Raw genomic sequence first — 13,038 nt, 5'->3', positions numbered from 1 at the left:
TTGATCGTCAGCGCAGCTTGGACTTGAGGTCGGCGCTCGGATAGCAGCTCGGTTTCATCCCGTTCTTCGCCTGCCATTCTCCGAGCGAACGCCGCGTCTTGAAGCCGGGCAGGCCGTCCACCTTGCCAACGTCGTAGCCTTGCGAGACCAGAGCCTTCTGCATAGCGAGCACGTCCGAGCGCAGCATCTTGCCGACATCGCCCCAGGAGGCCTTGAACGCCCCGCCGCCATGCGCGATACGGTCGGCGAGGTTGCCGATGAACAGCGCGTAGAGATCGGAATTGTTGTATTCCTTGAGCACGTAGAAGTTCGGCGTGACGAGGAATTCCGGACCATAGGTGCCGGCCGGCACCAGCATCATCGCCGGCTGAGACGCCTCCGACGACGGAAATGCCCGACCGGAGATCCGTGTCAGCCCGCCACTCGCCCAGGCAGAGACTGCCTTGGCCCTATCCGGTCCTTCCTGCGCGCAGGAGACGCCGTCGGGAATGCTGATCTCGTAGCCCCAGTCTCGCCCCTTCTGCCAGCCGCTCTTCACCAGATAGTTGGCGATCGAAGCGAGCGTGTCCGGCACGGAATTCCAGATGTCGCGTTTGCCGTCGCCGTCGAAATCGACTGCGTATTTCAGGTAGCTGCCAGGCATGAACTGCGGCTGTCCCAATGCGCCGGCCCAGGAGCCCATCAGCCTGTTGGCACTGACATCCCCGCTCTCGACGATATGCAGCGCCGAGATCAGCTCTTGCTGGAACATCGGCTTGCGCGTCGACATGAAGGCCTTGGTCGCTAGCACGTCGATCGCCGAATGCGGGAGTTTTGCCCGTCCATAGCCGGACTCGCGTCCCCAGATGGCGACGATAACAGAGCCCGGAACCCCATAGGTCGTCTCGACCTTGCGCAGCGTCGCCGCATGCTGGCTCGCAAGGCTCCGGCCGGTCGCGGCCAGTCCCTGCAGACGCTTCTCGTTGAAATAGGAGGCAGGAGAGCTGAACTCCGCCTGGCTCTGCGTCCGCTCCTTCGGGGGCTCGGTGCCCGGGGGCACGAGATCGGGCAGATCCCAGTTCAGCTGCACGCCCTGAAGCGTCTGGTCGAAGATCTGTTTACTGATCCCGCCTTCTTGAGCGGCGCGCCATAGATCGCTGGCTATCCATTGCCGGAACTGCGCTTCGACGGCACTGCGCGAAGCGGCAGCAGCCGGCGCGGCGAAATTCCCGGCCAGCATCAGCGATACGGTGGTCATCAGCCAGCGGAATGGCTTGCGGGTTCGTGCCATCGGTTCTTCCTCGCGGTCAGATCGTGGTCCGGGCCCTTAGCGCCGCAGACAGTGTTCCCTCGTCCAGATAATCGAGCTCGCCACCGACAGGGACTCCATGGGCGAGCCGTGTGGTCTTGATGTCCAGGCCGGTCAGGTGGTCGGTTATATAGTGTGCTGTGGTCTGGCCCTCGACCGTCGCGTTGACGGCGATGATGATTTCGCGAACGCCCCCTTTGGCCACGCGGTCGATCAGTCCCTTGATGTTGAGATCGTCGGGCCCGATCCCGTCGAGCGGCGACAGCGTGCCGCCCAGCACATGATAGGCGGCATTCATCGCGCCGGCCCGCTCCAGCGCCCAGAGGTCGGAGACATCCTCAACGACGATGATGACGGACTGGTCGCGAGCCACGTCGGTGCAGACGGTGCAGGGGTCGATCGTATCGACATTGCCGCAGCAGGAGCAGATCTTCACCTTGTCATAGGCCTCGCCCATGGCGTGGCCGAGCGGCCCGAGAAGCTGATCCTTCTTCTTGATCAGGTGCAGCGCCGCACGCCGCGCCGAGCGTGGCCCGAGCCCCGGCACTTTCGCCAGAAGCTGGATGAGTTTTTCGATTTCGGGGCCGGTGACTCGTTTTGCCATGGCGGCGTTTCTAGCCCATATAGACGCCAAACGGAATCGCCGAAGGAGCGCTCCAGATGAAAATCCTCGCCGTCTGCCTCGGTCGCCCCGAGATCCTGCCCGGCAAGAAATACAAGACCGGCATCAACAAGCTCGCCATCCAGGGTCCGATCATGGTCGATGCCGAGGGCCTCGTCGGCGACGCGATCCTCAATCGCAAGCATCATGGCGGCGTCGATCAGGCCGTCTATATCGAAGGTTCCGTCGATCTCGACTGGTGGAGGGCCGAACTCGGCCGCGATCTTCCCTACGGTACCTTCGGTGAAAACCTCGTGATCGAAGGTATGGAAAGCGCCATGCTGGCGGCCGGCGACAGGCTCGCCATCGGCGAGGTGCTTCTTGAAGTGACCTCTGCCCGCATGCCCTGCGCGACCTTCGCCGCCAAGATGGACGATCCGACCATCGTCAAGCGCTACACCCGCGCCGCCCGCCCGGGTGCTTACACGCGTGTGATCCAGGGTGGTATGATCGAAGCGGGTCAACCGGTCGAGTTCATGCCCTGGTCGGGTGACCGCGTGACGATGCGCGAGATGATGGCGACCTTCGGCCGTAGGCTGAGCGAGGCCGATCGTGCCCGTTATCTGGCCGTTCCCGTCAACTACAAGGTCAGGGATGCAATCACCGCCGGCGAGATGTGAGATCCGCCGAAGGTCTTAAAGCAGCCTGACTTTACCCGACCCACGCTTCTCGCCATGATGCCGCCCCGCATGGGAGGGGTCATGGAACCGAGGATAACAGAGCTGACCGCAGCGGATGATGTACGGCTGACTGGTCATTGGTGGAGGCCTGCGGAACCTACGCCAACAACGACTGTCATCATCAATCCGGCGACGGGAGTCCATGCTCGCTATTACCACCGCTATGCCGCCTACCTCGCAGCCAATGGCTTTGGTGTCCTCACATATGACTATCGTGGCATTGGTCTCTCCCGTCCCGAAAGCCTGGATGGCTCGACCTTCACATGGCGTCAGTGGGGCGAAAAGGACTTCGACGCGGCTCTGCGCCATGCTCTCGACCAAGACCGCTCTGGCCGCGTCCTCGTCGTCGGCCACAGTATTGGCGGCTTCCTGCCGGGCTATTCGTCAGCCGTCGGGCGCGTCTCGGCTATGCTCTCGGTCAGTGGTCAGTACGGCTATTGGGGTGACTACACGCCGACCCGCCGCCTGCAGCTTTTTCTCAAATGGCATGTTGCCATGCCTGCCATCACATTCGCGCTCGGCCACTTTCCGGGCAAACGCCTCGGCTGGCTCGAAGATCTGCCCAAGGGGGTGGCTTATGGATGGGGACTGCAGCAGGCAAGCGCCGAACAAGGCCTATCGCGCAAGGCCGCCGAGGTGATGTGCGACCGGTTCGCGACCGCAACCGGCCCTATCCTCAGCGTCACGATGTCGGATGATGAATTCGCGACACCGAAGGCGATAAGCCGTGCCATGCGCTACTATCGGAGCGCGACCGTGACCAAGGTGCTCCTGACGCCGCATGACCTCGGCTTTGCCAAGGTCGGCCACTTCGATCTCTTTCACGCCCGGCACCAGACTGGTTTCTGGCGCCAAAGCCTCGATTTCCTGCGCGACGGGCGCAACCCCTGGAGTGACCGGGTCTATCCCTGACAGACCCGATCGAAGGCAGTGATCAAAACGGGAACTTCATGCCGGGCGGCAGCGGAATGCCGGCGGTCAGCGCCGCCATCTTTTGCTGCGCCTGGGCTTCGCCCTTGTCCTTGGCGTCCTTGTGCGCGGCAACGAGCAGGTCTTCGAGTATCTCGACGTCGTCTTCCTTGAAGAGCGACGGGTCGATCTTGATGCTGCGCATCTCGCCCTTACCGGTCAGAACAACCGTCACCAGGCCGCCGCCGGACTTGCCTTCGATTTCAAGTGCAGCGATCTCTTCCTGCATCTTTTCCATCTTGGACTGCATTTCCTTAACCTTGCCCATCATGCCCATGATGTCGCGCATCGTCGTCTCCTTGGATTGTTGTCGTGTTCTGCGGGAAGGGCTTTGAGCCCTAAAATTCGATGTCGTCGCCCGGCAGGATATCGCCATCGGCCGATTCCGCCACAGCCGGCGGTGCAGCCGCGATGTCGTCGTCCTCGATCGCAGCGGCCTTGATCCGGACGTCGGTGACCTTGGCACCCGGAAAGCGGGCGAGGATCGCGGCCACGTCGGGATCCTGTCGCGCATCGACGAGGCGCGCCTCGCGTGTCGTTTTCTCCACCTCGACCAGCGTCGGTGCGCCCGCATCGTTGGACAACGTCACCCACCAGGTGATGCCGGTCCACTCGCTGAGCTTCATCTTCAACTCGTTGACGATCGCAGGCGGGCATTGCGCTTCGAGGCGAATTTCCAGCCGGCCGGGCTCGATCTTCACGAGATGCACGAATTGGCGAAGCTGCGCGCGCAAGACCGGTGCCCGGTTCTTGGTGCAGAGATCGGCGATATCGTCCAGCGTCTCGACGCGAACCCCGGGGATCGGCGTTTCCTCGACCTTCGCTTCCCGCCGCTCCATCGCCTGAGGCAGGGCATCGCCGGCCGGCACGCTCTGCAAATGCGCAACCGGCTGGCTCATCGCCGGGCGCGCGCCACTGTCCGGCGAAGGCTGGGCCACGGCCTGAACGCGCATCGCCATCGAGGCGCCACCACCACCGCCGTTCGGCCGGGGCGCAGAGGGTCCACGTTCGGCCCCGCCGTCACCGTTGGAAAGCTCGAGCAGACGTCGCGCCGCATCCTCGGGCGAGGGCAGATGCGCCGCATGAGCAAGCCGGATCAGCACCATCTCGGCGGCCCCTGCCGGTCGCGATGACGCTTCCGCTTCCGGAATACCCTTGAGCAGCATCTGCCACATGCGAGACAGGGTTGTGACCGCCACGCTGTCGGCGAATTCGCTACCCCGCACCCGTTCCACTTCGGACAGTGAAGGGTCCTGTGCGGCAGAGGGAATGTATTTGAGCCTGGTCACGAGATGGGTGAAGTCGGCAAGGTCGGTCAGGACCACAGTCGGGTTCGCGCCCGCCTCGTACTGGCTGCCGAATTCGGCAAGTGCCGCCGCGACGTCACCGCGCACCACATGCTCGAAGAGATCGACGATACGCGCCCGGTCGGCCAGCCCCAGCATGGAGCGCACGGCATCGGCATGCACAATGCCACTTCCATGGGCGATCGCCTGGTCGAGCAACGAGAGGCCGTCACGCGCCGAGCCTTCGGCCGCGCGCGCGATCATCGAAAGCGCCTCTTCCTCGGCCTCGATACCTTCTTTGGATGCGATCGTCGAAAACAGCCCGACGAGATCACCCGCACTGATCCGGCGCAGGTCGAAGCGCTGGCAGCGGGAAAGGACGGTGATCGGAACTTTGCGGATTTCGGTCGTCGCGAAGATGAACTTCACATGCTCCGGCGGCTCTTCGAGCGTCTTTAGCAGCCCGTTGAAGGCCGCCGTCGACAGCATGTGCACTTCGTCGATGATATAGACCTTGTATCGCGCCGAAACCGGGCGATAACGCACCTGCTCAATGATCTCTCTGATATCATCGATACCGGTATGCGAGGCGGCGTCCATCTCGATCACGTCGACATGCCGACCTTCCATGATCGCCTGGCAATGTTCACCGGGGATGCGAAGGTCGATCGTCGGCTTGTCGATTTCGGCTGTCTTGTAGTTCAGCGCGCGCGCCAGGATCCGGGCCGTTGTCGTCTTGCCCACCCCGCGCACACCGGTCAGCATATAGGCCTGCGCAATGCGCCCGGTCTCGAACGCATTGGTCAGCGTCCGCACCATCGGCTCCTGGCCGACCATGAGGTCCGTGAAATCCTTGGGGCGATATTTGCGGGCAAGTACGCGGTAGCCGCCGGGGGCGGGCTTGGCCTCTGCAGTGGGCTCTAAATCGCTCATCGCGCTGCCAGCTTCCCCGTCTGCCCGCGCCCGGGCATGGCACGGCCCGTGTTGGAGACATGGGCCGGAAATGAAGATGAGGTGGGAGGCTGGCACGATGACCCGTGCCGTGCTCGTTGGGGCTGCTTCCTTCCGGACCTGACCCGGTTGGCGAGTGGCTCGTCCACCACCAACCTCCCGAGGAGACATATCGGCAATAACGTCGCCAAATGCAAGCCAAGCGCCAAAAAAACTGCTAGCTTCATTGAAAACAAAGCGGGGAGAGACACCGTGCAGCCATTCATCCTCGATGACCGCCTCGCCAGGGACAGCGAGTCGATCCTGAAGCTCGGCCTTTGCGACCTGCGGCTCGCGAGGGACAGCCGCTGGCCATGGCTGATCCTCGTTCCGCAGCGCCCTGCGGTGAGCGAAGTCTTCGATCTGACGCCGCTTGATCAGGCAATGCTCACCTTCGAGCAGGTGACTGTGGGGACGGTTCTGAAGAAGGTGACCGGCGCCGACAAGATCAACATCGCCGCGATCGGCAATATCGTGCGCCAGCTTCACGTCCATGTCGTCGCACGCGTCGAGAATGACCCCAACTGGCCCGGCCCGATCTGGGGTTTCGGCCAGTCTGTCCCTTATGAGGAAAAGGCCTTCGAGGCCATGAAGCACAGGATCCTTGAAGCATTCCAATGAAGAATTCGATTTTTCTCAATCGTGCCCCGCATCTGGAACCCAGCGAGCTCACGGCGTTCTCCGGCAACATGCTCGACCGCGACAGCGAACATCGCGACGAGACCTCGCTCGAAACGGCGCTAAAGGTCGAGGGCACACACATCCTCGCCTTCTCCGGAACCCAGCTCGTGCTCAAACATGATGGCCAGGTTCTCGATCCCCTCTTCGCACCCTATGAGTTGGCCGAGCTCGACCCCAGTTTCGACGATGCCGTGCTGCTCGGTCACCAGGCCACCGGCGAGCCGCGCCTCGCGGTCCCGGTCAAGGTGCCGCCAGAGGCCCTGGCCGCCCAATACAAGCCCGCAGACGCCCGCGCGCTTTTCCGCGACGCGCTGATTGGCGACGCTCTGCTGGGAGAGGTTGCCCAGGCACTCAGCCTGTTGCGCTGGAATACCGACAACCGCTTCTGCGGCCGCTGCGGCGGCATGATGGAAGGCCGGATCGGCGGCTACAAGCGGATCTGCTCGGCCTGCGCCCACGAGATCTTCCCGCGCACGGATCCGGTCGCCATCATGCTCGTTGTCGACGAGAAGAACGATCGCTGCCTTATGGGTCGCAGCCCCCGCTTTCCAGCGGGCATGTATTCTTCGCTTGCCGGTTTCGTCGAGCCTGGCGAGACGATCGAGAATGCCGTCAGGCGTGAAACGCGCGAAGAGTCGGGCATTTTGGTCGGGCGCGTGCGCTACCATGCCTCGCAGCCCTGGCCGATGCCGCACCAGTTGATGATCGGCTGTTACGGCGAGGCAACGACCTTCGACATCACCTTCGACACTGCCGAACTCGAAGACTGCCGCTGGTTCACCCGCGACGAGATCGGCACGATGCTGGCCGAGGGCTCCTTCGACGGTCGCACGCTCCCGATCGAGGGAACGATAGCCCGCCGCCTGATCACAGACTGGTTCGAATGGCAGCACTGAGCCGCCATTCCTAGGGTCACAGCTTGCCGCGCATCTGATGGGCCTTGTAGACGCCGAGGATGCGAACCTTTTCGGAGAAGAAGCGCAGCTCCTCGAGCGCCCGCCGGACTGGAGCATCGTCCGGATGCCCCTCGATGTCGGCATAGAACTGCGTCGCCGTGAACTTGCCGCCGATCTGGTAGCTTTCCAGCTTTGTCATGTTCACCCCGTTCGTCGCAAAGCCGCCCATTGCCTTGTAGAGGGCAGCCGGAATGTTGCGCACGTTGAACACGAAAGTGGTGATGAACAGCTCGTCGGCGTTCGAGCGCTTCTGGTCGTCTTCGTCTCGCGCGAGCACGACGAAGCGGGTCACGTTGTTTTCCGAATCCTCGACATTCTCGGCGATGATGTCGAGGCCGTATAGCGGTGCTGCGAGCCGCGGCGCGAGCGCTGCCATGCTGCGGTCACCCTTTTCGGAAACCAGCTTTGCAGCCCCGGCCGTATCCCCCGCGACAACCGCCTTCCAGCCATGGCTGCGGATAATCTTGCGGCACTGGCCGAGCGCATGGATATGGCTGTGCACGGTTCGGATTTCATCGAGCTTCACGCCCGGCAGCACCATCAGCTGAAACCGGATCGGCATGAAGTATTCGCCGACGATATGCAGGCGCGACAGCGGCAGCAGGTAATGAATGTCCGCAACGCGACCGGCGAGCGTGTTCTCGATCGGGATCATCGCGAGATCCGCATCGCCGTTTTCCAGCGCCACGAAAGCATCCTCGAAGGTCGGGCAGGGAAGCGGCTCCATGTCCGGAAACATGTCGCGGCAGGCCATGTCGGAATTGGCGCCGTAGTCGCCCTGGAAGGAAATCTTGTTCGTCGGTGCCAAGGGATTAGTGTCCTGCGTTGGAGGAGGCTGAAAGAATGCGGCGGGCCTTTTCGAGATCGGCAGGCGTGTCCACGCCCAGCGGCACAGTCTTTACCACCTGAGCATCGATCCGCATGCCTGCTTCCAGTGCTCGGAGCTGTTCGAGCGATTCGCGTCTCTCGAGCGTCGAGGGTGCAAGTGTCACGAAACGCTCGAGCGCCGCGCGCCGATAGGCATAGAGCCCGATGTGATGGTAGAGCGGGCCAGCTCCGTAGGGAGCCGTCGCACGAGTGAAGTAGAGCGCCCGGAGCCTGTCGGCACCGAGCGGCGAGCCGATGACCTTCACCACGTTCGGATTGGTCTTTTCCTGCTCGTCCTCGATCTCGACGGTGAGTGTCGCAATATCCACCTGCGGATCTTCGAGCGGCTTCAGCGCTGCGCGAATAGTCTGCGGATCGATCGTCGGCAAATCGCCCTGCACGTTGATGACGATCTGCGCTTCACCCGAGGGATCGACCTTGCTGAGGGCCTCGAAGATGCGGTCCGAGCCAGATTGATGGTCGCCGCGGGTCATCACCACGTCGAAGCCTGCAGCTGCCACCGCATCAAAGACCCTGATGTCGTCCACGGCGACAATGATTCGCCCAACTTCGGCTTCCGCCGCACGTTTGGCGACTTGCACGATCATCGGAAGCCCCGCGATATCGGCGAGCGGCTTGTCCGGCAGCCGGGTCGAAGCCATGCGGGCTGGGATCAGGATCAGGGTTTTGGCTGTTCCGCCTTCATTCATGTCCATAACCCCTTCAAATCACCGCGCAGAAGTGTCAAATAGTCCCAGTTGCGGGACCATAATCGTGTTGCATGTGTTATGCAAAAGACATAGGTTCCGCGCGATTTCAAGATCGCCCGGTTGCTCATCGGCCGGTTGCACGGGGAGCTTTGCAGATGAATTCTTATACCAACCTGGGCGTGGGTGCCTTCCTCGGCACTGTCTTCGTCCTGATGTCTGTGTCGATCGCTTCGGAAGGCATTTTCCATTCGGAAACGCCTGAGACGGAAGGCTTTGCCATCGTTGCCGAAGAAGCCGCGCCGTCAGATGCAGCACCCGAAGTCGCAGCGACACCGATCGCCGTCCTGCTCGCCAGCGCCGATGCGGCCGCAGGCGAAGCATCTTTCAAGAAGTGTGCGAGCTGTCACACGGTCGACAAGGGCGGCGCCAACAAGGTTGGCCCGAACCTCTATGGCCTTGTCGACCGTCCGATCGCCTCCCATGAGGGCTTCAGCTATTCGGCTGCCATCACCGAATTCTCGCAGGGTGGCAGCGAGCTCTGGACCTGGGACCACCTGAACGCATTCCTCACCGCTCCCAAGCAGCATATCCCTGGCACCTCCATGGGTTTCGCAGGCCTGAAGAAGGACGACGAGCGCGCCAACGTGATCCTGTATCTGCACACCATGGCAGACAGCCCGGTTCCGCTGCCGACACCTGATGCGGCACCCGCAGAGGATGCGGCCGCTCCGGCAGATGCAGCCCCGGCCGACGCCGCTGCAGCACCCGCTGACGCCCCGGCCGCAGCACCCGCCGAAGCAGCCCCTGCCGCTCCGGCAGACGCTGCTCCTGCGGCACCGGCGGAGGAAGCACCGGCGGCTCCCACAGAGGAAGCACCGGCTGCTCCAGCCGAGCCTGCGCCGGCACAGCCAGCGACACCCTGAGAATCATAGACCGTTCAGTCGGATCTGCTTCAATCACGCGCCCGGCCATTGTGCCGGGCGTTTGCTTTTTGCGTGTCAGAGAAGCAGTAGCGCCCAGAGAGAAACCGTCACCACGCCGGCAGCCGTTGAAAGGGTGATCACCGATGCCGCCAGGCCCTGACCTACACCGAAGCGGCTCGCGATGAGCCAGGCGTTGATGCCGGTGGGAACCGAAGAGGTCAGGACGAGCGCCGCCGTCCACTGCGGCGAAAGGCCGAGCATCGTCGATGCGAGCCACACCACGGCCGGCATGAGGCCGAGCTTAAGCAGCGAGATGCTGCCGGCGATCTTGACGTTTCCGGCCATGCCATACTTGTTCAACGTCATGCCGAGCGAAATCAGCGCCGCCGGCGCCGCCATGCCAGCCACCTGTGCGACGACCCCGTCGATCATCGCCGGAACCGGCGTGCCCACGATCTGCAGCAGGATCCCACCCGCGAGCCCGATGATCAGTGGATTGCGGATGAGGTTCATACCGACCTGCCGCAGCACGGCAGCGATGCTCTCGGCCTTCCTGCCGCCGCTCTTCTGCTCGGCCCGCTCCATGGCCAGGACACCGGCGATCATCATCAGCGGCAAATGGATGGCGAGCAGGATCGACATGGCAACGATCCCCTCGGGCCCGACCGTGCGTTCGACAAGCGGCAGGCCGATGAAGACATTGTTGGCAAAGGCAGACGAAACACCCGCCAGAACGCCCAGCCGCTGGTCCCGCTTGAACACGCGCGTCGCGACCAGATGCCCCACGGCCCAGGCGACGAAGACGCCGGTGAAATAGGCGATCCAGAGCCGAAACGGGGATGCGCCGTCAAAATCGGCATTGGCGATGGTTCTGAGCAGAAGCAGCGGTACGGCCACCTTGAAAACGAAGTCGCCGAGCCCGTCGCCGATTTCGGCGGCGAGGATCTTCAGCCGGACGAGCGCCCAGCCGAAGAGAATCAGAATGAAAATGGGAAGAACGTCCTGAGCAACGGCTGTCATGAAAATCGACTCTGGAATGGCAAGATACAGCCTTCTTAGGCCGCCTGCCGCTCTCCGCCAATCCGCCATAAACGACAAAAGCAGGCCATTGCCTGCTTTCACGCCCGGCGTCATGCCGGGTTGGGATCCGCCGCCAGTACATCCGTGGTCGGCTCTCCCGTACAAAACCTGAAACGGTCTGACGGACGTCCAGGGGAGATGGGCGCCCGCGAGATAGTGAGTAACGGCCCGATGTTACGACAAAATGACGTTTACCCGCTTGCCTCTTCCCATCGCCGGAAAAACGGCTATGACCGTTTGGCAAGCAAACGGAGCCCCGGACCCTATGAGCCAGTTCGATGTCCTGACTGTCGGAAACGCGATCGTCGACATTATTTCTCGCTGCGACGACCAGTTTCTGATCGACAACGGCATCACCAAAAGCGCCATGAACCTGATCGACGCGGAACGTGCCGAAAGGCTTTACGCCATGATGGGACCGGCGGTGGAAGCCTCTGGCGGCAGCGCCGGCAACACAGCAGCCGGTATCGCGAATTTCGGTGGCAAGGCCGCCTATTTCGGCAAGGTCGCGGAAGATCAGCTCGGCGAAATCTTCACCCATGACATTCGCGCCCAGGGCGTGCATTTCGAAACCCGCCCGCTGGGCAGCCAGCCGCCGACCGCCCGCAGCATGATCTTCGTCACCGAAGACGGCGAGCGTTCGATGAACACCTATCTCGGCGCCTGCGTCGAGTTCGGTCCAGAAGACGTGGAACCGGAAGTCGTGGCAAAATCCAAGGTCACTTATTTCGAAGGATATCTCTGGGATCCGCCGCGCGCCAAGCAGGCGATCCTCGATTGTGCCCGCATTTCCCATGAAGCCGGCCGGGAAATGTCGATGACGCTCTCCGACAGCTTCTGCGTCGGCCGATACCGCGCCGAATTCCTCGATCTGATGCGCTCCGGCACGGTCGATATCGTCTTTGCCAACGAGCAGGAAGCGCTCTCGCTCTACGAGACCGACAATTTTGCCGAAGCCCTCGACCGCATTGCAAAGGATTGCAAGCTCGCCGCCGTCACCATGGGCGATCAGGGGGCGGTGATCGTCAAGAACGATCAGCGCATCCGTGTGCCGGCGACCAAGGTGGAGACTGTCACCGACACCACGGGCGCCGGCGATCTCTTCGCCTCCGGCTTCCTGTTCGGTTACACCAATGGCCGGAGCCTCGAAGACTGCGCCCATCTCGGCTGCTATGCCGCGGGCGTCGTCATCCAGCAGATCGGCCCGCGCCCGATGATGTCCCTGAAAAAGGGTGCAGCGGAGATCGGCCTTATTTGAAGGCCTCGCCGGGATAAGCGCCCCAGATCTCGTTTTGCGAGACCCAACCGCTGACACCACTGGTCTCGGCGCGGCACCAGTTGCCGTTGCATTCGCCGAGTTTCAGCACGACGCCGGGCTCGAGCTTTGCGGTGACGGCGGCGGACGAGTTCGAGTCGCGCCGCATCATGACGTAGACATCCTCGCCATTGCCGCGCATCCAGGGGGCGGCCACGGCTGTCCGCTCACCGGTGAGCAGTGTCTGGTTGACCCAACCCTCGGTGCCATCCGCATCGCGGATCTGCCGCCAGTTCTCGTATTCGCGGATGATCTCGACCGGCAGACCGGATTTCATGTAGCGCCAGGAAACCGCGTAGTCGGTGCTTGGACCGATACGAAGATTGACCCTCTCCGCCTTGAGGCTGACGAAGCGCGGCAAGGGTAGGCCGCTGGAACCCTTGGTCGTGGACTGCGCATGACCGACGCTCAGCCCGGCCATCAGAGACAGCAGCAGGACGCCGAATGCAAGACTGACGCGGCACAGGTTATGAAACATGGTCATCCCGGGCTAAGCTCTGGAAATGAAGTACTTTCTGACCGATCCGTGGCGCGACAAGCGGGTTCCGGACAAATCCGTCACGATCCGACGAGTTTTGTTTGTCTTCGCCGACGGGTTTGGTAGAAATTGCCTTCCTGAGTGGCGAGTATCC

Annotated in this window: 14 protein-coding genes and 1 other RNA gene; 6 read left to right on the top strand and 9 right to left on the bottom strand. The window is 62.5% G+C overall.

The genetic code is table 11. From position 1 onward, the window contains the following. Window positions 1-7 precede the first annotated feature (7 nt). Both E9677_RS05750 and recR read right to left on the bottom strand, forming a co-directional pair. Entirely contained in the window at window positions 8-1,237 is a 1,230-nt protein-coding gene (locus E9677_RS05750; RefSeq protein WP_408014688.1) for a lytic murein transglycosylase, read from the bottom strand. Between the two features lie 49 nt (window positions 1,238-1,286). After that, a complete protein-coding gene (gene recR / locus E9677_RS05745; protein ID WP_136557085.1) occupies window positions 1,287-1,892 on the bottom strand; it encodes a recombination mediator RecR in 606 nt (201 codons plus the stop codon). A 56-nt stretch (window positions 1,893-1,948) separates the two neighbouring features. Here recR and E9677_RS05740 point away from each other — a divergent pair, with 56 nt between their 5' ends. Together E9677_RS05740 and E9677_RS05735 are read left to right on the top strand one after the other, a co-directional pair. Continuing rightward, window positions 1,949-2,569, top strand: a complete 621-nt coding sequence (locus E9677_RS05740) for an MOSC domain-containing protein (RefSeq protein WP_136557084.1) — start codon at window positions 1,949-1,951, stop codon at window positions 2,567-2,569. A gap of 81 nt (window positions 2,570-2,650) precedes the next feature. Next, window positions 2,651-3,541, top strand: coding sequence for an alpha/beta hydrolase family protein (locus tag E9677_RS05735; RefSeq protein WP_136557083.1), 891 nt, complete (start codon window positions 2,651-2,653; stop codon window positions 3,539-3,541). 22 nt (window positions 3,542-3,563) lie between these two features. On the opposite strand, the gene E9677_RS05730 is transcribed toward E9677_RS05735, so the two are convergent. From E9677_RS05730 to ffs, 3 genes are all read right to left on the bottom strand, one after another. Continuing rightward, entirely contained in the window at window positions 3,564-3,887 is a 324-nt protein-coding gene (locus E9677_RS05730) for a YbaB/EbfC family nucleoid-associated protein (protein WP_136557082.1), read from the bottom strand. 49 nt (window positions 3,888-3,936) lie between these two features. Further along, window positions 3,937-5,817: a DNA polymerase III subunit gamma/tau gene (locus E9677_RS05725; RefSeq protein WP_136557081.1), complete on the bottom strand. Its 1,881-nt coding sequence runs from the start codon at window positions 5,815-5,817 to the stop codon at window positions 3,937-3,939. 81 nt (window positions 5,818-5,898) lie between these two features. Further along, window positions 5,899-5,995: signal recognition particle sRNA small type (gene ffs, locus E9677_RS05720), an RNA gene on the bottom strand. 92 nt (window positions 5,996-6,087) lie between these two features. Between ffs and E9677_RS05715 the strand changes: the two genes are divergently transcribed. Both E9677_RS05715 and nudC read left to right on the top strand, forming a co-directional pair. Continuing rightward, entirely contained in the window at window positions 6,088-6,495 is a 408-nt protein-coding gene (locus E9677_RS05715) for an HIT domain-containing protein (protein ID WP_136557080.1), read from the top strand. After that, entirely contained in the window at window positions 6,492-7,451 is a 960-nt protein-coding gene (nudC, locus tag E9677_RS05710; protein WP_136557079.1) for an NAD(+) diphosphatase, read from the top strand. The genes E9677_RS05715 and nudC overlap by 4 nt, the downstream gene beginning before the upstream one ends. A gap of 16 nt (window positions 7,452-7,467) precedes the next feature. On the opposite strand, the gene E9677_RS05705 is transcribed toward nudC, so the two are convergent. Both E9677_RS05705 and E9677_RS05700 read right to left on the bottom strand, forming a co-directional pair. After that, complete coding sequence (locus E9677_RS05705; protein WP_136557078.1) at window positions 7,468-8,319, bottom strand: prephenate dehydratase; 852 nt, start codon at window positions 8,317-8,319, stop codon at window positions 7,468-7,470. A 4-nt stretch (window positions 8,320-8,323) separates the two neighbouring features. Then, window positions 8,324-9,088: a 3-deoxy-manno-octulosonate cytidylyltransferase gene (locus E9677_RS05700; RefSeq protein WP_136557077.1), complete on the bottom strand. Its 765-nt coding sequence runs from the start codon at window positions 9,086-9,088 to the stop codon at window positions 8,324-8,326. 155 nt (window positions 9,089-9,243) lie between these two features. Here E9677_RS05700 and E9677_RS05695 point away from each other — a divergent pair, with 155 nt between their 5' ends. Next, window positions 9,244-10,011 carry a c-type cytochrome gene (locus E9677_RS05695; protein WP_136557076.1) on the top strand — a complete coding sequence of 256 codons (768 nt, stop codon included), beginning with the start codon at window positions 9,244-9,246 and terminating at the stop codon, window positions 10,009-10,011. A gap of 75 nt (window positions 10,012-10,086) precedes the next feature. Here the strand turns inward: E9677_RS05695 and E9677_RS05690 are convergent, their stop codons facing one another. Beyond that, a complete protein-coding gene (locus tag E9677_RS05690; protein WP_136557075.1) occupies window positions 10,087-11,031 on the bottom strand; it encodes an AEC family transporter in 945 nt (314 codons plus the stop codon). 325 nt (window positions 11,032-11,356) lie between these two features. Between E9677_RS05690 and E9677_RS05685 the strand changes: the two genes are divergently transcribed. After that, on the top strand, window positions 11,357-12,349 hold the full coding sequence (locus tag E9677_RS05685) for an adenosine kinase (protein ID WP_136557074.1): 993 nt from the start codon (window positions 11,357-11,359) through the stop codon (window positions 12,347-12,349). On the opposite strand, the gene E9677_RS05680 is transcribed toward E9677_RS05685, so the two are convergent. Continuing rightward, window positions 12,342-12,884 carry an SH3 domain-containing protein gene (locus E9677_RS05680; RefSeq protein ID WP_136557073.1) on the bottom strand — a complete coding sequence of 181 codons (543 nt, stop codon included), beginning with the start codon at window positions 12,882-12,884 and terminating at the stop codon, window positions 12,342-12,344. The two genes, E9677_RS05685 and E9677_RS05680, sit on opposite strands and share 8 nt — an antisense overlap. Window positions 12,885-13,038: the final 154 nt, after the last annotated feature.

Origin of the sequence: Peteryoungia rhizophila, from assembly GCF_004912145.1 — a bacterium.
Lineage (GTDB): Bacteria > Pseudomonadota > Alphaproteobacteria > Rhizobiales > Rhizobiaceae > Allorhizobium > Allorhizobium rhizophilum.
Note: the sequence above shows the minus strand (reverse complement) of the source record. Positions and strands in the feature narration are given on the sequence as shown.